At 40.0% G+C, this 20,126-nt stretch carries 18 protein-coding genes; 7 read left to right on the plus strand and 11 right to left on the minus strand.

What is annotated here, in order from left to right; all coding sequences use genetic code 11:
* Positions 1-69 precede the first annotated feature (69 nt).
* Genes IPM47_00810 through IPM47_00820 form a run of 3 tightly spaced genes read right to left on the minus strand, consistent with a single transcriptional unit; the run spans position 70 to position 1,413 of the window.
* Entirely contained in the window at positions 70-612 is a 543-nt protein-coding gene (locus IPM47_00810) for a hypothetical protein (protein QQS29521.1), read from the minus strand.
* A 2-nt stretch (positions 613-614) separates the two neighbouring features.
* Positions 615-1,118 (minus strand): transposase, encoded by a 504-nt coding sequence (locus IPM47_00815; protein ID QQS29522.1) that lies wholly within the window; start codon positions 1,116-1,118, stop codon positions 615-617.
* Positions 1,045-1,413: a hypothetical protein gene (locus IPM47_00820; protein QQS29523.1), complete on the minus strand. Its 369-nt coding sequence runs from the start codon at positions 1,411-1,413 to the stop codon at positions 1,045-1,047. Before IPM47_00820 ends, IPM47_00815 begins: the two co-directional genes overlap by 74 nt.
* Positions 1,414-1,956: 543 nt before the next feature.
* On the opposite strand from IPM47_00820, the gene IPM47_00825 reads away from it, so the two are divergent.
* The 3 genes from IPM47_00825 (at position 1,957) to IPM47_00835 (ending at position 6,691) form a co-directional block, all read left to right on the plus strand.
* Positions 1,957-4,719: a 2-oxoglutarate dehydrogenase E1 component gene (locus IPM47_00825; protein QQS29524.1), complete on the plus strand. Its 2,763-nt coding sequence runs from the start codon at positions 1,957-1,959 to the stop codon at positions 4,717-4,719.
* Positions 4,720-4,779: 60 nt separating this feature from the next.
* Complete coding sequence (odhB, locus tag IPM47_00830; protein QQS29525.1) at positions 4,780-6,036, plus strand: 2-oxoglutarate dehydrogenase complex dihydrolipoyllysine-residue succinyltransferase; 1,257 nt, start codon at positions 4,780-4,782, stop codon at positions 6,034-6,036.
* 100 nt (positions 6,037-6,136) lie between these two features.
* Positions 6,137-6,691 carry a PepSY domain-containing protein gene (locus IPM47_00835; GenBank protein QQS29526.1) on the plus strand — a complete coding sequence of 185 codons (555 nt, stop codon included), beginning with the start codon at positions 6,137-6,139 and terminating at the stop codon, positions 6,689-6,691.
* Between the two features lie 14 nt (positions 6,692-6,705).
* Here IPM47_00835 and IPM47_00840 read toward each other — a convergent pair whose 3' ends face one another.
* Together IPM47_00840 and IPM47_00845 are read right to left on the minus strand one after the other, a co-directional pair.
* Positions 6,706-7,536 carry a DUF4476 domain-containing protein gene (locus IPM47_00840; GenBank protein ID QQS29527.1) on the minus strand — a complete coding sequence of 277 codons (831 nt, stop codon included), beginning with the start codon at positions 7,534-7,536 and terminating at the stop codon, positions 6,706-6,708.
* A gap of 57 nt (positions 7,537-7,593) precedes the next feature.
* A complete protein-coding gene (locus IPM47_00845; protein QQS29528.1) occupies positions 7,594-8,232 on the minus strand; it encodes an O-methyltransferase in 639 nt (212 codons plus the stop codon).
* Between the two features lie 367 nt (positions 8,233-8,599).
* Here IPM47_00845 and IPM47_00850 point away from each other — a divergent pair, with 367 nt between their 5' ends.
* From IPM47_00850 to IPM47_00865, 4 genes are all read left to right on the plus strand, one after another.
* Positions 8,600-11,947, plus strand: a complete 3,348-nt coding sequence (locus IPM47_00850; protein ID QQS29529.1) for a DUF4175 domain-containing protein — start codon at positions 8,600-8,602, stop codon at positions 11,945-11,947.
* Between the two features lie 133 nt (positions 11,948-12,080).
* Positions 12,081-12,518 (plus strand): ATP-binding protein, encoded by a 438-nt coding sequence (locus tag IPM47_00855; protein ID QQS29530.1) that lies wholly within the window; start codon positions 12,081-12,083, stop codon positions 12,516-12,518.
* Between the two features lie 111 nt (positions 12,519-12,629).
* A complete protein-coding gene (ybeY, locus tag IPM47_00860; protein QQS29531.1) occupies positions 12,630-13,061 on the plus strand; it encodes an rRNA maturation RNase YbeY in 432 nt (143 codons plus the stop codon).
* 342 nt (positions 13,062-13,403) lie between these two features.
* Positions 13,404-15,821: a TonB-dependent receptor gene (locus IPM47_00865; protein QQS29532.1), complete on the plus strand. Its 2,418-nt coding sequence runs from the start codon at positions 13,404-13,406 to the stop codon at positions 15,819-15,821.
* Between the two features lie 153 nt (positions 15,822-15,974).
* Here the strand turns inward: IPM47_00865 and IPM47_00870 are convergent, their stop codons facing one another.
* The 6 genes from IPM47_00870 to IPM47_00895 all read right to left on the minus strand — a co-directional run bounded on the left by IPM47_00870 (position 15,975) and on the right by IPM47_00895 (position 19,898).
* Positions 15,975-16,613 (minus strand): MIP family channel protein, encoded by a 639-nt coding sequence (locus IPM47_00870; protein ID QQS29533.1) that lies wholly within the window; start codon positions 16,611-16,613, stop codon positions 15,975-15,977.
* A complete protein-coding gene (locus IPM47_00875; protein ID QQS29534.1) occupies positions 16,610-17,023 on the minus strand; it encodes an arsenate reductase ArsC in 414 nt (137 codons plus the stop codon). Before IPM47_00875 ends, IPM47_00870 begins: the two co-directional genes overlap by 4 nt.
* An 8-nt stretch (positions 17,024-17,031) precedes the next feature.
* Positions 17,032-17,868 carry an arsenite methyltransferase gene (locus tag IPM47_00880; protein QQS29535.1) on the minus strand — a complete coding sequence of 279 codons (837 nt, stop codon included), beginning with the start codon at positions 17,866-17,868 and terminating at the stop codon, positions 17,032-17,034.
* 64 nt (positions 17,869-17,932) lie between these two features.
* The gene (locus IPM47_00885) at positions 17,933-18,265 is read right to left on the minus strand and encodes a winged helix-turn-helix transcriptional regulator (GenBank protein QQS29536.1); all 333 of its coding nucleotides are present in this window, start codon (positions 18,263-18,265) and stop codon (positions 17,933-17,935) included.
* Between the two features lie 265 nt (positions 18,266-18,530).
* Positions 18,531-19,385 carry a hypothetical protein gene (locus IPM47_00890; protein ID QQS29537.1) on the minus strand — a complete coding sequence of 285 codons (855 nt, stop codon included), beginning with the start codon at positions 19,383-19,385 and terminating at the stop codon, positions 18,531-18,533.
* 324 nt (positions 19,386-19,709) lie between these two features.
* Complete coding sequence (locus tag IPM47_00895) at positions 19,710-19,898, minus strand: transposase (protein QQS29538.1); 189 nt, start codon at positions 19,896-19,898, stop codon at positions 19,710-19,712.
* Between the last annotated feature and the right edge of the window lie 228 nt (positions 19,899-20,126).

Consider the following 20,126-nt stretch of genomic DNA (forward strand, 5'->3'; position numbering starts at 1 on the left):
CCTATGACAACAAGGCTGCCACAAATATAAGATAAGACGGTCGTGTTTTTTCTTCTATATTATAGATATTTAAGCGACATTGACCAAATCTGTTGGCATAAACCCGTCTGCGAATTGAGTATTAAAAATTGAATCGGGCGATTTTCGTACCAATTTAATAACTGTTTTGACCGTAAAACGCGTATTACAGAGTATTTTGAGGTCTAAAATGCTAAAGTTAGGGTTATTGTATTTAACCTGATATTGTGCCTGCAAAATTTTAGCCGTCAAGGTAGCGGTAAAGCATAGATTAACAAAATTGGTCAGATTTTTCGAGGTGTAGTTTTTGAAATCGGATAGTCCGAAAAATTGTTTGGCATCCCGAAAGTCAAACTCAATCTGAAAACGCAAACTATAATAATCTATCATAGTTTGCCAGTCGAGGTTAGGGTCGGTGGTGCAAAATTTAGAGAAGGCTACTTTTTGGGTTTTCAAATTGGTTATTTTTACTATCCCCACATTTAACAGGTTTTTGCTTAAGGATTTGTTGTAACAGGGCAGTTGCCATATCTGAGTAAGGAGACCATTTTCGGTTTTGGTGTCTTTCAGTTCTTGGTTATCAAGGTTGTTCAAATCTACTTTTTCTCCGTATTTTTGGGTCTTCCCCGATGTTTTGGGGCTACTGGGTCTGAGTAGGCATAGACGAGGGCGGCATTTACAGGCAAACGGGTAATCAGGTGAAGTCCGGTCTTTGTTACCGCAGAGAAATAATCTGCCGAGGCATAAGCACAGTCTGCTACCATATAGGTCAGGTTGATGCCCGGTAAGCACGAAAGCAACTTGTTTAACAAGGCGGTGAATGCCCGAAAGGATGCCGTAGGATTGGGCTGCTTGGGTCGGTTTTGCTGCCTTGCTTCCTGCCACGAACCAAACATCTGCCTTCGGCACTGCGTCGCTTGCCAGCTAATGCCTTCTTTTTCTGTTCCGCTATCCGCTTCCTGTCCCCCTCTGTCTGTACGACTTGCTCTACCACCATCGGATATGATTTCCGTTTCCCCACAGCTATCAGAGAAGCACAAAAAAACAAATCCCGAATATGGGGCATTTCTGAATGCTGCTCCAAAACTTCGACAAACCATAGGTCTTGTCCCGACTTTTCCCTTCTACCACTTCGTCTATGGCTATAATATAATTCTCCTCCGGTTGATACACCCACTTCAAAAACAACTTCATACGAATGCGCTCCCACAGGTAGTCCTCTGACATAAAACGAAACCAAGTGCGAACAGAGTAGTTACTATAGCGGCATAAACTCCGTACACTTACTCCATATCGAATACACATAAAACAGTACAGAAAATCCCTTAATTGTAATATCTTTGCTACTGACAGGATGTCTTTATATAACTCTAAAGGCAGAATGTTGGGAGGCATATACTTTGATTTTGGGTTTGCAATTCGCAAAATTACAAAGATATCGCCTCCCTTCTTTTTTTTAATGTGTGGCAGCCATGTTGCTATGATTTAGCCTGATTTAATTCCAAATCTTACGGTATGATACTTACGGTATAATTCAACAACCGTATCTTAATGATTACCGATATTTATAAGCTACGGTATTAGTAGCTTACCGGCAAGTTTTCAGCCAAACTGTTGTTAAATAAAAAACATTGTGCCGGGCACATATTAACCTATTTGATTCCGGATTATCCGGCTTAGGTTTTCCAACCTTCAATATTACACCAAAAAATTCATTTTTATTTATGAAATTTGCAGCCCCAAACGGGAAACTTCCAATTTCGGGGTCTATAAGAGCGATCCCTGATATTGGTTGATTTAAAAACTTATGACACAACTTTTTTGTATTAACCAAAGGCTATTATCTAAAGTGGTAAAAACCTGAATGGTCTGAACGTTTGCATTTGTCTCCAACCCTTTAATCTATACAGCGTAAATTATTATTTATTTCCAAACATCATGAGCACCTACTCATACATTTCAAATGCGCACCCGGCTTTTATTGAAGCCCTTTATAAAGATTATGTTTCTCAAACGGGCACGGTTGATGCCTACTGGCAAAAGTTTTTTGAAGGGTTTGACTATGCGCTGAAAAATTCCTCTGCGCTTTCTCAAAATGGTGCAGACAATGGGCAACCGGTTTCTGTTTCTGCCGAATCGGTTGATGTTCAAACCGAGTTGAAAGTGTATGCCCTGATAACTGCTTTTAGGAACAAAGGACATTTGGAGTCCAAAACCAATCCGATTAAGCCCCGGAAAAACCGGTTTGCCCATTTAGCATTGTCCGATTTTGGATTGCAGGAGGCTGACCTTGACAAAACTTTTTACGTTGGCAGTGAGATTGGATTGCCAAACTCCACTTTGCGCGAAATTACCGGACGTTTAAAAACGGTTTATTGCGGTTCTTTAGGCTTTGAATACACCTATATTACCAATCCCGAACAACTTGCCTGGTTAAAAAGCAAGATTGAAGGGATGAAAAACAATTTTGGTTTCAGTATTGACCAAAAAAGGCGGATGTTGCAAAAACTGAACGACTCTGCCGTTTTTGAGGAGTTTCTGCACCGTAAATATCAGGGTGAAAAGCGTTTTTCGCTCGAAGGGGGCGAAACAACGATCCCCGCTTTGGATGCCATTATTAACAGTGCCGGAGGGTTTGGGGTAGAGGAAGTGGTGATTGGAATGGCGCATAGAGGAAGGCTGAATGTATTGGCCAATATCATGCAAAAAACATACGAACAGATATTCAGTGAGTTTGAAAACACTCTGCCTGACGATTTGACTATGGGAGACGGGGATGTGAAGTACCATTTGGGTTATTCGTCATTGGTCAAAACTCCGGAAGGTAAACAGCTTCATATCAAATTAGCGCCAAACCCTTCGCATCTCGAAGCAGTCAATCCGGTTGTTGAAGGTTTTACCCGTGCCAAAGCCGATGTAATCTACAATTCAGATTATAGCCGAATTCTTCCGGTTATTGTTCATGGAGATGCCGCAGTTGCCGGTCAGGGAGTGGTATATGAGGTGTTGCAAATGAGTAAACTTGCCGGATACCAGACAGGAGGAACTGTCCATTTTGTCATCAACAATCAGGTTGGGTTTACCACCGACTTTGACGATGCCCGCTCGTCTGACTATTGTACCAGTTTGGCTGCGATGGTCAAAGCACCGGTAATTCATGTCAATGGAGATGATGTGGAAGCGGTTGTTTTTGCGGCAATTCTGGCGGTTGAGTACCGGCATAAGTTTAACAACGATGTATTTATAGACATGGTTTGTTATCGAAAATACGGACATAATGAAGGAGATGATCCCAAGTTTACCCAACCATTCATGTACGAAATTATCGAAAAGCACCCAAGTGTCAGAAAAATATATTCACAACAACTCAATGTAAAAGGGGAAATCGAAGCTGCTTTGGCCGAACAAATGGAAAAAGCATTCTGGACTCAGCTTCAGGAGCGGTTGGATATGGTAAAACAAAAACCGCTTGCCTATAAATATCAGGAGCCTGAACTGGCATGGAAAGCCCTTCGCAAAGCAACCCCTGCCGATTTTGAAAAATCCCCCGTAACCGGTATTTCCACAGAACAGGTCAACCTCTTGATAGAAGGGCTTGGCAAATTGCCTGAAGGGTTTCAACCTACGGTGAAGGCGCAAAAAATGATTAAAGAGCGGGCACTTGGAATTAAAGAAAAACAAATTCTCGATTGGGGTGCTGCAGAGTTGTTCAGCTACGGCTCTATATTGCTGGAAGGCAAACATGTGCGGATGAGTGGAGAAGATGTCAAACGGAGTACTTTTTCACACCGCCATGCCGTTGTCTATGACCGAACACAGGAAGGCAAATCTTACAACCGCCTCAATCATATTATCCCCGATCAAAAAGGGCGGTTCCTGATTTACAATTCTCTGTTGTCAGAATATGCAGTGTTAGGATTTGAGTATGGATATGCCATGGCTTCTCCCGAAAATTTGGTGCTTTGGGAAGCACAATTTGGCGATTTTGTCAACGGTGCTCAAATTGTTATTGACCAGTTTGTTTCGGCCGCAGAAAGCAAATGGCAACGGATGAACGGCTTGGTCATGTTACTGCCCCATGGTTATGAAGGTCAGGGTCCTGAACATTCAAGCGCTCGTTTAGAGCGGTTTTTGCAGGCTTGTGCCGAACAAAATATATGTGTGGTCAATATTACCGAACCTGCCAATTTGTTTCATGTATTTCGCCGTCAGTTGTCCTGGCCTTTCCGTAAACCTTTGGTGATTATGTCGCCCAAATCCCTGCTCCGGTCTGCGCAATCTCCGGTTTCAGACATCACCGGAAATACCTGTTTCAGGGAAATCATTGACGACCCATTTGTTAAAAGCCCCAAAAAGGTAAAAAAACTGCTCCTGTGCAGCGGAAAAGTCTATTATGATCTGGCAAATAAACAGCAAACCGAAAATATTACCGATATTGCCATTGTCCGACTCGAACAACTCTATCCGTTAAGCCGCACCCAAATTGCCGGTATTCTGGAAAAATACAAAAATGCACAGGTATGTTGGGTACAGGAAGAACCTGCAAATATGGGTGCGCTTTGGCATATCAAACATCGTCTGCCCGATGTCATTGCCGGATATGTGGCCAGAAAAGAAAGCGCTTCGCCGGCCACCGGATTTAAAAAACAACACGAAAAAGAACAAAAAGAACTGATTGACCGGGCTTTTTCCCTGACTTAACCAAGTTGCTTTGTTATTTTTGCACCGCTTAAACTTCTTCCACAATAAAGAACAATATTCATGATAATTGATATAAAAGTACCATCTCCGGGGGAATCTGTAACTGAAGTAACCATCGGCAAAATATTGGTTCAAAACGGGGAAACAGTCGCCATAGATCAGGTGATTTGCGAATTAGAATCGGATAAAGCCACTTTGGAAGTAGGTGCCGAAGCTGCCGGAATATTGACTCTGAATGTTAAGGAAGGAGATGATATTGCCGTTGGATCCGTAATCGGAACGATAAACACCCTTTCCAACGGACAACAGGAAACCCCGCCCGCTGCCGAATTGCCCAAAATAAGTACGAAACCTGTTTCTGAACAGACAGAAGCCGACGACAATAGTTATGCAAAGGGGCATCCTTCGCCCGCTGCCCTGAAATTAATGGAAGAAAATAACATAAAATCAGGCGATATCAAAGGTACCGGTGCCGACGGGCGAATCACGAAACAAGACGTGCTGCTCTTTTTGGAAGCTCAAAAAACTAATACGGCCAAACAAACAAACGAAAGTCCGGAAACCCAGGTCCCTCCGGTTGTTAGTACTGAAATTGCCCCGGCAGTATCGGCAGGTAACCGAAATGACCGCCGCGAAAAAATGACCCGGCTTCGAAAAACCATCTCTCAACGCTTGGTTTCAGCAAAGAACAATACTGCCATGCTGACCACCTTCAACGAAGTGGATCTGACAGAGGTGATGGCGCTTCGAAGTCGCTACAAAGAAGTGTTTGAAAAAAAACACGGAATTGGACTTGGATTTATGTCGTTCTTTTCAAAAGCCTGTTCCATTGCTCTGTTCGATTTTCCCGGGGTGAATGCCTATATAATAGACGATTTTATCGAATACCACGATTATGTGGACATCTCTATCGCCGTTTCAACTCCCAAAGGTCTGGTAGTTCCTGTTATTCGCAATGTTCAGGAAATGGGGCTGAAGGAAATAGAAGTTGCCGTAAAAGATTTGGCCATCAAAGGCCGCGATGGTCTGCTGACAATGGAAGATATGACCGGTGGCACTTTTACCATTACCAATGGCGGAGTTTTTGGTTCTCTATTGTCAACTCCCATCCTCAACCCGCCTCAATCAGCAATATTAGGGATGCATAAAATTCAGGAACGACCTATGGTTGTGAATGGACAAATTCTTGCCCGCCCTATGATGTATCTTGCCCTGAGTTATGACCATCGCATTATTGACGGTAAAGAAGCGGTCAGTTTTTTAGTGCGTGTTAAAGAACTATTGGAAGACCCCATGAAGTTGTTTCTTAACTTGTAAGTTTGTTCTTTGGGGGGTAAACTTATAGAGACTTAGCAATCAAAAAACCTCTGCATATTGAGAGCGTTTACTACATATTTATTCATTCAAAAACAGAATAGTGTCAATAACAAGCAGCCGGATAGCAAAAACCACCCGATTTTACCGGAAATTACATAAATGGGTTGCCATTCCATTGCTTGTTTTCTTTTTTCTGATTGGAGCAACAGGGTTTCTTTTGGGTTTAAAAAAACATACCGGTTTGCTTCCCCCTACTTTAAAAGGAATAAGTGCCGACAGCAAACAATGGTTGCCGGTGGACAGTTTGGTTATAATTGCCGGAAATTATGCCCAATCAACCTTAAAAAAATCGGGCAGTATAGACCGTATTGATATAAGACCGGGGAAAGGAATTGCAAAAATTGTATATGCCGATCATTTTACCGAATTGCAGTTAGACTGTACAACAGGCAGTGTTTTATCGGTCAAAACCCGAACTTCAGACATCATCGAAAAAATTCACGATGCCTCTATACTTGACTTTCTCATCAATACCAAGAACGAGCAATTTAAGTTAGTTTATACTTTTACCCTTTCAGTGGGGTTAATGCTGCTTTCTTTGAGCGGTTTCTTTTTGTGGTTCAATCCCATCAGAATAAAAAAAGGAAATAAGTAAGTCCCTCCTTCCTTTTACATTTTAGATTGTATTTCAGCAATATAACGTTCCCACTCTTTGATACTCCGGTTGAACTCAAACACATCAGAAATTTGACCGCAGTTTTCTGTATCCGAAATATAATGGTAAGCGAATTTTGCCAAATCGAGTTTAACCCGTTCAAAATCAAACAGAAACAACAACTCCTTGATTTGTGCAGCCGTATAACATCCGGCGCTGATTTGTTGTTTGGCGATTTTCATTTTATCGCTCTCAAAACTTCTTTCCGATAGCTTAGTTTTAATCGAAGTTACTTTCAGGTTGTCGTTTTCCGGTTTATGGCATTTGGCTTTGTTCATCCAGCTTTTACGGATGGCTACCGGCTTGGAATCTTCTGAAAAAACGGCATTCCCCCTTACATTGTAAGAGGCAATTGTATCAATAACTACATGTTTTAAAGAAATAGGCAGAAAGGTTTTGTTGATAAACCCTTTTATCTGCTTTGGGGCGAGATCCTCGGCTTCGTATAAGACCGCTAATTTGCCATTGTTTGAAACTGTATCAACAGCATAATAGTAATTACCGCTGTTTTTGAGATAAATATTGCAGGCTAATGTGTCGGCTTTGGGAAAAACAATCGTTAGTTGAATGACACAAAGAGGTCCCGGAACTTCGGTTATCCTGATGCCGGAAACCGGTTTTGCATGATATTGAATCCCGTTCACTCCCACAAGAAACTTTATACTGCTCTGTTTTGAATAAATAATCAAGTCTGATGAAGCAGGGGCGACCTGAGCAACAGAAGTAATGGATAGGAACAGGCAACAAAAAAGTAACGACTTATAGAATATGTGCAAAACATTCATTGGGGGTTCTTTATTCTGCTGGTTTTTAAAAGAAAACACGCCAAACTTAAACAAGCTTTATACCAGTTTACGTATCATCATAATTCCATCCCTGACCGGCAATAACACATTTTCAACTCTTTTGTCGTTTTGAACCAGTTCGTTAAATTCACAGATACCTTGTGTGTCTTTATCTTTGTTCGGATGCAGCACTTTACCGCTCCAAAGCACATTGTCTGCCAGAATAAACCCGTTTTTTCTCACTTTGTTAAACACCAGATGGTAGTAATTGCTGTAATTAAGCTTATCGGCATCAATAAAAACCAGATCGAAGGTTTCTTCCAACATCGGAATAATGTCAATTGCGTCTCCGACATGAGCAGTTATTTGTTGCTCTAATCCGGCAGCTTTAAAATAATGCTGCTGAATGTCGCAGAGTTCTTCATTGATATCTATTGTGTGCAGATGACCATTACTCTTCAACCCCGAACAAAGACAAATTGAGGAATATCCGGTATAGGTGCCTATCTCCAACACATATTTAGGCTGAACCATTTGGCTGACCATTCTTAAAAATGCACCTTGCAGATATCCCGACAACATTTGAGGCATCAAAACTTTCAGGTGTGTTTCGCGGTTAAGGCTATGCAATACCGATGATTCCGGGGAAGTATGGGCTTCTGCATATTTACTGATTTCTTCGGATAAAAAATTCATGGATTTTCCGGTTGTTTTTGTGGATGATGGCTATCTTTTTCTGTTTATGTACTATATGCCTTTCAGTATGCGTTACCTAAAAATTAGCCGTTTCAAAACCGTGTAAAAAAATGTTGCTTTGAGTGCCTCTTTACAGACCTCCTGCAAATTTAATCAAAATACGTTTTAACAATCGAAATTTTCTGCAGCCATCTCTGTGTAGTAAAGATATAATAGTGGATTAGAGAATGTTAAAAAGTATCGAATCAGGGGTAAAACAAGTCGCCTTATCAAAGATTTAGGTAACTTGGTCGCTCCAAACTTTATGGCATATCAATCTGTTATTGCCTTACCATTTTTTAAAGAAAGATAAATATATAAATATATTATGACCGGAAACATGAGCAATTACCAACTACTCATATCCAAGTTAGACCAGTTTATCAGAAAGTACTACGTCAATAAACTCATCAGAGGGCTGTTATACAGCACCGGATTTATATTGCTTTCTTTTTTAGTCATCAATCTTCTGGAATACTATTTTTACCTTTCTACTACTCTCAGAAAGGTGATGCTTTACGGTTTTATTGGAGCAAGCATTTTTTCTTTGGTAAAATTGGTCTTGCTTCCTCTGCTTAACTACTTCCATTTAGGAAAAATTATTTCTCACGAACAGGCAGCACAAATTGTCGGGGCCCATTTTTCTGATGTAAAAGACAAGTTGCTCAATATTTTACAACTCAAAGAGCAATCCAAAGGTGTAGCCGATGCCTCTCTGATTGAAGCGAGTGTCAATCAAAAAATTGAAGAAATTAAGCCGGTTCCATTTTCCAATGCGATAGATCTTCGCAACAACCGCCAGTATGCAAAATATGCTGTTGTTCCGGTTTTGCTGTTGTTGGCCATCCTTATCGGAGCACCAAATTTATTGCCAAGCAGCGCAACAAGGTTGATTAACAACAACCAAACCTTCGAACCACCGGCTCCTTTTCAATTCAATTTGGTTACTACCGAATTGGAAACCGTACAATTCAGCGATTATGATGTAGTGGTCAACGTTCAGGGCGATGTTTTGCCCGGCGAAGCGTTTATTGTGGTCAATAATTTCCCCTACAAACTCAAAAAAAATTCCGCTACCGAATTTAGCTACAGGTTCAGCAAAGTTCAGAAAGATATCAGCTTCTATTTTGAAGCCAACAATGTTAAATCTAAAGAATACACCCTTAAAGTTATTCCAAAACCGGCAATAGTCAGTTTCTATACTGACGTGCAATATCCCGCATATACGGGTCAGCAATCTGAAAAACTTCGCAATTCAGGCGATATGGTCGTTCCGGCAGGTACTACCGTTACGTGGAATTTTGAAGCTCAGAACACTGATGACATTGCCGTCAAATTTGATGGTACCGAGCCTGTAGCCGCCAAAAACAACCAAAACGGACAGTTTTCTTTGACCAAACGATTGTTTAAAGATGCTTCCTATACGGTGTATCTCTCAAACGCCCGAATTCCAAATGGCGATTCCATCAGTTATAATATCTCGGTGGTGCCCGATTTATACCCCATCATCAGCGCCAATGAAAGACGGGACAGCCTTGATGAAAAATACTTTTACTTTTTTGGAGATGTTGCGGATGATTACGGATTGCGCCGCCTCGAATTCAAATTTAAAGTTGATCCAAAAGACCAAAATTATTCTTCAGATTCGGGCTATTTCACCAAATTAGTTGATCTTGGGGGTACCGACAAAAAGGCAGCAAGCTTCACTTATATGTGGGATACCGACCTGTTAGGGCTTCAACCCGGTGACCGACTTACTTATTTCTTTGAAGTTTGGGATAACGACGGGGTGAACGGAAGTAAATCATCCAGATCTCAAATGATGAGTTTTGAAATTCCAACCTTAGAGGAAATGGATGCTCAAGCCGATACCAAAAACAAAGAGATTAAAAGCGATTTGGAAAAAATGAAAAACAAAGCCAATGAGCTGAAAGACGAGTTTAAAAAAGTTCAGGAAAAAATATTGCAGAAAAAAGAACCCTCCTGGGAAGACAAGGAGCGGATAGAAAACCTCCTGCAAAAACATTCAGAAATGCAGGAAGAAATCAAAGAGATGCAGGAGGAGTTTAAACAAAATATGGAAAATCAGAAAGAGTTTAAAAACTTCTCTGAAGACATGCAGAAAAAACAAGAACAACTCCAAAAACTGATGGACGAACTTCTGACAGACGAGATGAAAGAAATGCTCGAAAAATTGAAGGAGTTGATGGAAAAATTGGGCAAAGAGGAGACTTTAGACCAACTCAAAGACTTTGAAATGAACAGCGAGCAGTTGGAAAAAGAAATGGACAGGATGTTGGAATTGTTTAAACAATTAGAGTTTGAGCAAAAAATGAATGAGACCATTGACAAACTCAACGACTTGGCCAAAGAAGAGGAAAAACTCAGCGAAGAAACTCAAAAACAGCCCGAAGGCAGCAATTTAGACAAACAACAGGAAAAGCAAGAGGAAATCAACGAGAAGTTTGAAGATGTCAAAAAAGACATGCAAGAACTTCAAAAAATGAGCGATGACCTGAATAATAATATGGAGTTGCAAAAAGAAACTGAAAAACAACAACAGGACATCAGCGAAGAAATGCAGCAAAGTATGCAGCAAATGCAGCAACAAAAATCCCAAAACGCCAGCAAAAACCAGAAAAACGCGTCTAAAAAGATGCAGGAAATGGCGCAAAATATGCAGCAAATGCAAATGCAGCAACAACAGCAACAAATGGAAGAAGATATGCAGGCCATCCGGCAGTTACTCGAAAATCTCGTAAAACTGTCAATGGATCAGGAAGATGTGATGGAAAATATGCAGCAAATAGATGTAAACACGCCGCTTTATACTTCGTTGGTTCGGGATCAGTTTAAACTGAAAGACGATGCCAGATTGATAGAAGACAGCCTGATGGCACTCAGCCGAAGGGTTTTCCAGTTAGAATCGTTTATAACCAAAGAACTGACAGAAATAAACCGCAATATGGGCACTGCTTTGGAACAATTGGCCGACCGGAAACCGGCACCTGCAGCAACCAACCAGCAATATATCATGACAAGTGTCAACAATCTGGCATTGATGTTGGACGAAGCTATGCAACAAATGCAGCAGCAAATGGCGCAGCAGATGCAGGGAAATCAAATGTGTCAAAAGCCCGGCAATAACCCTAAAGGAATGAAAGGGATGAGTCAGATGCAAAAACAACTGAACGACCGGATTACCAAACTTCAGCAAGGTATGAAAGAGGGCAAATCTGATGGCAAACAAATGAGCCGGGAAGCCGCAGAGTTGGCCGCCAAACAAGCCGCTATTCGCAAAGCAATGGAACAAATGCAGGAGCAACGGGGTAAAGACGGAAAAAAAGAAGGAGACGGCATTGGCGACCTGCCTAAACAAATGGAACAAACGGAAACCGATTTGGTCAACAAACGCCTGACTGCCGAAATGCTGAAACGACAGCAGGAAATTTTGAACCGGATGTTGCGGGCAGCTGATGCCGAACGGGAACAAGATTGGGATGAAAAACGTCTTGCCGAAACCGCAAAAGAAAAAAACAGGCAAATTCCGCCCGAAGTAGAAGAGTACTTAAAAAAGAAACAATCAGAAATTGATTTGTATAAAACAGTGCCGCCTTCACTGAAACCTTATTACAAATCATTGGTTGAGCGATATTTTAAAGCAATTAGTTTTTAAAATGTAACTTTTAAGACGTTTTAAACGTTATTTAATTCATAAAACAAAAAATCGGGTATCTCCGGTACTATATTGCCGTGGATACCCGCTTGATAAATTTTTTAAAACATCCTGCTTCACTTAAATTCATTACATGCACCAATTGTTACACAACATGCAGCAAAAATGCCGGTTTACCTTAAAACTCAATTCAGTTCCGGATAGTATTACCCAAGTAGAACCGTTTTTGCAACAACTTAAAAAGCAGTATAACCTGAGCGATGAAGTGTACTTCAATATGCTGCTTGTACTGACCGAAGCGGTAAACAACTCTATTCTTCACGGCAATGGGGCTGACCCCTGCAAAAGGGTAGTTGTAAAGGCCAAACCTGCCAAATCTTCACTCTCTTTTACCGTATCTGATGAAGGATGCGGTTTTAATCCCGATAAAATTGCCGATCCCACCACTCCCGATTGTATCTGCAATCCAAACGGGCGGGGCGTTTTTTTAATGAAACAACTTTCCGATCAACTTCAATATTCGGATGACGGTAAAAAAGTAGAAATCAGGTTTAACCTCACAAATGCCTGATTGCTCCTTGTATATTCCCTCTCTGATTTTTCTTAATTAATTGGGTTTACCTGTTTCGGAACGGGCAGTCGCTTGTTTCGATTTAAATGCATTTTCTTTGTTGTCAAGGTTATGGCTGTTAGTTTCCATTTGATGCCACCCATACAATTCCGGCTTTCTGACCGCGCTAAACTCAAGCGCTGGATCAAAACTATCGTTGAAAACCACCATAAATCTTTAGGCGAAACCAGTTTTATCCTGTGTTCGGATGAATATCTGTATCAAATCAATATGGAATATCTTCAACACAATACTTATACAGACATCATTACATTTGACAATTCAGACAACCCCGGCATCATAGAAGGAGATATCTTTATCAGCATTGAAAGAGTTGTTGATAATGCAAAAAAATACGGGGTTTCACCGGACGAAGAGTTAAGACGAGTGGTTGCTCATGGCATTTTACATCTGCTCGGTTTTAAAGACAAAAAAACCGAAGAACAAGCGCTGATGCGACAAAAAGAAGAAGAATGTCTGTTACTTTTTAAAAGCCTTTTGTAACAAGTTGGCCTGTTTGGACTACTAATTCGGCAAATTTCTTTTTCGTCAACTCCTTTAAACTACTATGTCAACCCTACCCTTTTTAATTGCCTGCTTAAGTACTTTGCTTCACTATTGCCGGCTTTACACCACTTAGGTTATAAAACACAATATCAGCTTTTTGATAAGAGTTCGTGTCATTTGCGCGACCTTTGCAAAATATTTTTGCATAAAAACCGAATAATGCCCACTAAATTAGCAATTTGCACAGATTTTGATAATCCCTCTTTAGTAAGAGCATTTTTTTACTGAAAACTATCTACCATAAATACCCACGCCACTCTCTTAAAAACCAATATAGCTATGAAACACATTCTTTACTTTCTTTCAGCGCTCCTGTTTTTAACAACCCTGAAAGCCCAAAACAACCTGAGCGGAAAAATTTTAACGGGAGATAACGAAGATGCCGTAGGAGCGGCCGTAGTGTTGTTATCCTTTCCGGATTCGGTGATGGTAAAAGGTGCCATCTCTAACCTACAGGGGATTTTTGAATTTAACGATATTGCTGCCGGCAATTATCGTGTAACAGTTAGTTATCTGGGATACGAAAAGTTTTACTCCGAAACCGTTTCATTGACCGAATCAACCTCTGCCTTCCGGTTGCCCGATATTACCCTTGTTCAGCAAACCCAAACCCTCAATGCTGTTGAAGTAGTGTATAAAAAACCGCTCATAGAGGTGTTGCCCGATAAATTAGTGTTTAATGTACAAGACAATATTGCCACAACAGGGGTAACCGCGCTGGAATTGCTCCGAAAATCACCGGGGGTTGTGGTTGACCGCAACAACAACATCATTTTGCAGGGAAAAGAAGGCGTACAAATTTATATTGATGGCAAGCCCTCGCCACTTAGCGGACCGGATTTGGCCGTTTGGCTCAATAATCTGCCCTCTTCACAGATTGAAAATATAGAAATCATCACCAACCCATCTGCTCGATTTGATGCTGCCGGTAACGCAGGTATTATAAATATTAAATTGGTAAAAGATCGCCGGTTTGGCACCAACCTAACACTGAATACCGGTGTTGGCTATGGCAAGTTTTTTAAAAATGAAAATTCGTTAAGTTTTAATCATCGCAATCAAGACCTTAATATTTTTAGCAGTTACGGAAATAACTTTGCCAAAAACGAAAATTTCATGGATCTCTACAGACAACAAGCTGATACCACTTATGATCAGCGATCTGTTATGATTGACAGCCTTCAAACCCATAACCTTAAAACCGGGGTTGATTGGTATCTCAACAAACGCCATACTCTTGGTGCAGTTGCCTCTGCTTTTATTACCAAAAACCGGTTTAACAGTGATGCCATAACCGATATTTCACCGATGATCACAGATATCGTACTTGGAAAACTTTTAGCAGAAAACAAAACCGACACCCGGCGCAACAATGCCTCGTTTAATTTCAACTACCGTTTTGCCGATACTACCGGTCGTAGTCTTGGTTTAGATGCCGACTATGCTTTTTTCAGAAACAGTAACAAAACCTATCAGCCCAATTATTATACAAATTCCGACGAATCGGTTATTCTTACGGAAAGGCTTTATCAGATGAATACAATAACGGATATTGACATCTATACCTTTAAAACCGATTATGAGCAAGCTCTTTGGAAAGGCACTTTGGGTATTGGCGCTAAGTTTTCGCTGGTAAAAACAAAAAACGGCTTCAACTTCTTCGACATTTATGACGATGTGTTTTATCCTAATCCTGACAGAAGCAATAATTTTATCTATACCGAAAACATCAATGCGCTTTATATCAATTATTCCCGGAAAATTGACAAATGGAATTTGCAAGCTGGATTGAGAACCGAACAAACGAATTCAAAGGGCGAACTGACTGCGTCTCAACCCAACAACAACAACAATGTTGACCGGCAATATATTGACTTTTTCCCTTCTGGAGGAATTTCGTATCAACTCGATCAGAAAAATTCGCTTAGCCTAAATTATAGCCGCCGAATTGATCGGCCTACTTATCAGGATTTAAATCCGTTTCAAAGCAAATTAGACGAGCTTACCTATCAACAGGGCAATCCATTTTTACGCCCTCAATACACCAACAGCGTATCGGTTAACCATACTTTTAACTATACCCTGAACACATCATTGTCATACAATCACACAAAAGACTATTTTACAGAAATTACAGATACTACCGAAACCAACCGAAATTTTATCACCACAAGGAATCTGGGTAGTTTACAAACCCTTAGCGCCAACATCAGCTATCCCTTTGAGTTGTTTAAATGGTGGAGCGGTTTTGCAAATCTAAACGGCTATACCAACAGATACCTGGCCGATTTCGGCTCGGAAAAAACAATAGACGAAAAAGTCAACGCCTTTTCAGTCTATATGCAACATACTTTTACCATTACCCCTAAAGCTTCTATTGAACTTTCAGGTTTTTACAACTCTCCTTCTATTTGGGGGGGCACTTTCAGAAACAGACGATTTTGGGGAATGGACATCGGCTGGCAACAAAAAATGTTTAGTGAACGAGGAAATCTGAAACTCAGCCTGACCGATATTTTTCAAACCATGCGTTGGCGTGGAATCAGCGATTTCGCAGGTCTCTATGTTGACGCAAGAGGTGGTTGGGAAAGCAGACAATTGCGTCTGAACTTTAGTTACCTGTTTGGCAACAACCAACTTAAAAACGGCGGACAACGCAAAACCGGGCTGGAAGACGAAAAGAACCGGGTGAAATAATTAGTTAAACCATATAATCCCCCTTACCTCATTTTCAGGTTTAAGGAAATTTATTCCCGAAATAATATAACTCGAACATAACTCTTTGCTACCCTCATCCCCTTTGGGTAGCAAAGAGTTATCTGCTTTACCACTTTTATGAAAAAAAACAAACTACTTACTAAGGTATTTCCAAATTATAACGGCCGTTGCCGCTCCGGTTACAGGGGCAAACAAATAGAGCCATAAATGTTCCACATGTGTTGAAACTATTGCAGGAGCTAACGACCGTGCAGGATTCATAGATGCCCCGCATATTGGACCGGCAAACATTGCTGCCAATAATACAACAGCACCGATAGCCAATCCTGCAAACATCCCCTGTTCTTTTGAGCCGTGAGATACATTTAGTATTACGAGCATCAAAAAGAAAGTGAGAATAAACTCAAGAATAAAAGATTGCATTTCACTGCCTGCCGGAAGCGATGCACCCAATAGCCGGTTGTCCGGAAACAGAAACCGAAGTAAGATGCTTGCTGTAATTGCTCCGATAATCTGACTTGTGATGTATGGTATCAACTTTTTTACCTCAAATTTTTTGGCAAAGGCAAATGCAATTGTTACCGCCGGGTTAAAATGAGCTCCGGAGATATTTCCTAAAGCATAAATCATGGACATAACGATTAAACCAAACGTAATAGCAATCCCTGTATGGGTGATTTCTCCATTTGATTGCTGGTTAATGATTATGGCTCCTGTGCCACAAAACACAATGGCAAAAGTTCCTATAGCTTCAGCTATACATTGTTTCATAGATTTTCGTCAACAAATGTTTTACAATACGTTTTAATCATTTGCCTGACTGTTCTGAATTGCAATTGAATTTCTTCTTCAGTACCTTGTGCTTTGGCCGGGTCAGGAAAATTGCAATGGAATTTTTTGGCGTTTGATGGAAAGAAGGGGCAACGTTCTTTTGCATTGTCGCAAACTGTTATGACAAAATCAAAATCAATGTGCCGGTATTCTTCAAGGTTATTTGAAGTATGCTCTGAAATATCAATGCCATCTTCTTTCATGGTGACTATGGCACGGGGATTTACGCCATGCGTTTCTACACCTGCACTGTAAATCTCTGCTTTGTTTCCGGCAAAGTATCTCAGATAACCTTCTGCTATCTGACTGCGGCAACTGTTGCCTGTACACAATACTAAAACTCTTTTCATGGTAATTTTTAGCTGCAACAATCAGAACCGCAGCATTTTTTTGGTTTTTCTGCATATACGGTTACGCTGAATATGCCGGTGTTACCTGTTTTAAAATTTTCAACCTGTTCTTCGTTCAGGTAGTTATTTAAAATATCATCAGGTATTATAATCGGCTTTTCATTTTGAACTGTTACGTTAGTAAAACCATTTGCAGCAATCAATTCCAGATAGGTTTCTTTTTGTATTGCCCCTGAAACACATCCAACATACATTTCAGCGTCTTTGCGCAATACATCAGGTAAGTTGCCAATTAACACCACATCTGAAATACTGAAATGCCCCCCGGGCTTTAACACCCTGTATATTTCTTTGAACACTTTGTCTTTGTTGGGCACCAGGTTTAAAACACAGTTGCTTACTATAACATCTGCAACGTTTGAATTTACCGGCATGTTTTCAATATCTCCCAATATAAATTCAACGTTATTAAAATTTAATTTCACTGCATTGCTTATAGCTTTTTCAATCATGGCCGGGGTAAAGTCAATACCAATTACTTTGCCTGCTTCACCGGTTTCTGCCCGGGCAATAAAGCAATCATTTCCTGCTCCGCTGCCTAAGTCTATGACCGTATCACCCTTTTGAATTTTGGCAAACTGGGTGGGTAAGCCACAACCCAACCCTAAATCGGCTTCGGGATTGTAACCGTTCAACGTGGTATAATCATCGCTCATGATATTGTACACTTCAGTACTGCAACAAGTGGATCCGCAACAGGATGATTCGTTGGTTTCCTTGTCTTGTAAGGCTATCTCACTGTATTTCTGTCTTACCATTTTTTTGGTTTGTTCTTCTGTTTGCATGTTTTGTGATTTTTTTGTTTAAAAATATTATCGTAATATGCCGATGATTTTTGGCAAAAAAATATCAGCAACATTTAGCTGCTGATATATGAAAACTTACAAATAATTCATTCAATTTGGACTGAGCTAAATTCCACTCTTTTTCATCAATACAATAACAAACTTTAGCACCTTCTATATCGCCTTTAATTATCCCCGCTTTCTTCAATTCTTTCAAATGCTGGGATATTGTACTCTGAGACAGCGGCAATTCGTCCACAATATCGCCACAGATACATGATTGCTTTTGTATGAGCAATTTCAAAATAGCCACTCTTGCCGGATGCGACAAGGCCTTCGCGTATTTTGCTACGCTGTTATCATTTACTGAAAACACTTCTGACTTTGTTACACCCATAGGTTTGAGAATATTATCGCAATATTACGATGGGTTTTTAAACTAACCAAATTTATTTTCCTGTTTACAAAAAAAATTTTTCCATGTTCATACATTTTTAGTCACAAATCGTTGAATATCAGGCACATACATTATTACGAAGGCACTGCATTTTTTTGTAGATTTGGTGTGTCAGTCCATTGCCGCCCTAAGCGTTGGCAGATCTTGTTTGATTCTATGTAGTTTTTGCAAGCACTAAATACTACTGCCTGCTCTTGTGTTTCAATCAGATTGAATTATTTTTTGGTTTAACTTTTGATTGATATCGAATATCTGAACCACATAAAGTGCTTAAACAGATTACCAAATCTGAAGTGTGCAAAGAAAGTACACTTTCATAATCATCTTTGCGATAGCCTCCAAACAGAGATAATGTCAGGGGTATTGGACGTTTTAGTTTTTTATCAAGTTGCCCTATCCATTTGTAAAAAATATGACAGCATTCTAACCATTCCTCTGTATTTACCTGACCTCCTAAATCATCATCTTTATGACTATCAGCGCCGTGTGCAAACACAAGGTAGTGAAGTTCATCTTTTAAGATTTTCTGCTCTAAAAATTCCAAATTGCGTTCTAAATCAGTAATATAATTTTTACCATAACCATAAAGATTGACATTACAACCAACCGGAATAGCTTTGTCTAAATCTTTTACATAGCTATAGCTATCAGGAATTGAATTGCCATAATGTCCATCTAAATCCAAATAAGCACCACTAAAACCAAATTCAGAATAAATCTTCATAGAGGCAATGACCTGGCCGCTAAAAGAGCAAAAGCTACGCCCTCCTGACGGTGTGGCGTGATGAAATCCGCTGGTAGGACTAAAGGTGATTTGCTGAGGTTCTAAAATGCTTTGCCTGATTGCGTGATAAAGAGAAGAATTGGTATAAGTCAAACTTTCTAAAAACTGTTCACTCCATGTTAACCCATTATATTCACAAAATGGCTTCAAGCCCGCAAACATTGCTTCTACATAATTGCCATGATGTGCAATCAGAAAATCTTCATGGCTAAACGGCATGAAATTTTTCTCTATTTCAAAGTAACTTATCAATTCATTGGTTTTTAAATATTCCATTAGCAGCTTTGGTTTTAAAGGCGACCTGGAATAGTTGCTTGCACTATCTATTTCAAGAACTTGTTTTTCGTTGAAAAAAGTTTTTATGGTTGAACTTCTATTCATAGCATCAAAATATTTGGTTTGGGTAATTTGCCGATGGCTTATGTTTGGAAGAAGGCAAATATTAGCATCTCCACCCATATCAAGGTACAGCGAAGGTACAAAATTTTGATAAACAAACGATATGTAACACAAAACAACAATAAAATAAAAACAGCCTAAGCCCTTTAAAAGTAAGGGGTCAAGTTTTTTTGTCAGTTTGTAATTGTTTGTCTTAGCTACTTATGCTTTCAACTCTATTCCCAGGTCTCCAATCCTATGGCGAAAATAAACTAATTCTGATGCCTCACAAGGAGGATTATGTTCAAAATCCTTCATCCCACAAAAATATTGATAGTAAAGGTATTCAGCCCATTGTTCCACTACGGATTCGTCTGACAAGTTGCGTTTAAGTTTAAGTAGTCCGCCCATCAGACGAATTGGTTTGGCAGGTCGGCCAATATCATTTGAATATATAGGACTAAACTACCGCTCTAACACCTCCCGATTTATAACAGATGATAAAACATACAAAGGTTGTCGGTCATTGAGCATATCTCTCAATGAAAAGTATAGGTTACCCTCTCCAGAGTTAACTTTTTGGACAACATAAATTGCAAGTTTTTACTTCTAAATTTACGCAATCTTGCAATTATTTCA

It is taken from the genome of Sphingobacteriales bacterium (assembly GCA_016700115.1).
Taxonomy (GTDB): Bacteria; Bacteroidota; Bacteroidia; order Chitinophagales; family UBA2359; genus UBA2359.

Excerpts from the sequence above, each read along its gene's own strand:
- IPM47_00815 (QQS29522.1), bottom strand. The coding sequence starts at position 1,118 with ATGGTTTGTCGAAGTTTTGGAGCAGCATTCAGAAATGCCCCATATTCG.
- IPM47_00820 (QQS29523.1), bottom strand. The coding sequence starts at position 1,413 with ATGCCTCCCAACATTCTGCCTTTAGAGTTATATAAAGACATCCTGTCA.
- IPM47_00825 (QQS29524.1), top strand. The coding sequence starts at position 1,957 with ATGAGCACCTACTCATACATTTCAAATGCGCACCCGGCTTTTATTGAA.
- odhB (QQS29525.1), top strand. The coding sequence starts at position 4,780 with ATGATAATTGATATAAAAGTACCATCTCCGGGGGAATCTGTAACTGAA.
- IPM47_00840 (QQS29527.1), bottom strand. The coding sequence starts at position 7,536 with ATGAATGTTTTGCACATATTCTATAAGTCGTTACTTTTTTGTTGCCTG.
- IPM47_00845 (QQS29528.1), bottom strand. The coding sequence starts at position 8,232 with ATGAATTTTTTATCCGAAGAAATCAGTAAATATGCAGAAGCCCATACT.
- IPM47_00850 (QQS29529.1), top strand. The coding sequence starts at position 8,600 with ATGACCGGAAACATGAGCAATTACCAACTACTCATATCCAAGTTAGAC.
- IPM47_00855 (QQS29530.1), top strand. The coding sequence starts at position 12,081 with ATGCACCAATTGTTACACAACATGCAGCAAAAATGCCGGTTTACCTTA.
- ybeY (QQS29531.1), top strand. The coding sequence starts at position 12,630 with ATGGCTGTTAGTTTCCATTTGATGCCACCCATACAATTCCGGCTTTCT.
- IPM47_00865 (QQS29532.1), top strand. The coding sequence starts at position 13,404 with ATGAAACACATTCTTTACTTTCTTTCAGCGCTCCTGTTTTTAACAACC.
- IPM47_00870 (QQS29533.1), bottom strand. The coding sequence starts at position 16,613 with ATGAAACAATGTATAGCTGAAGCTATAGGAACTTTTGCCATTGTGTTT.
- IPM47_00875 (QQS29534.1), bottom strand. The coding sequence starts at position 17,023 with ATGAAAAGAGTTTTAGTATTGTGTACAGGCAACAGTTGCCGCAGTCAG.
- IPM47_00880 (QQS29535.1), bottom strand. The coding sequence starts at position 17,868 with ATGCAAACAGAAGAACAAACCAAAAAAATGGTAAGACAGAAATACAGT.
- IPM47_00885 (QQS29536.1), bottom strand. The coding sequence starts at position 18,265 with ATGGGTGTAACAAAGTCAGAAGTGTTTTCAGTAAATGATAACAGCGTA.
- IPM47_00890 (QQS29537.1), bottom strand. The coding sequence starts at position 19,385 with ATGGAATATTTAAAAACCAATGAATTGATAAGTTACTTTGAAATAGAG.
- IPM47_00895 (QQS29538.1), bottom strand. The coding sequence starts at position 19,898 with ATGGGCGGACTACTTAAACTTAAACGCAACTTGTCAGACGAATCCGTA.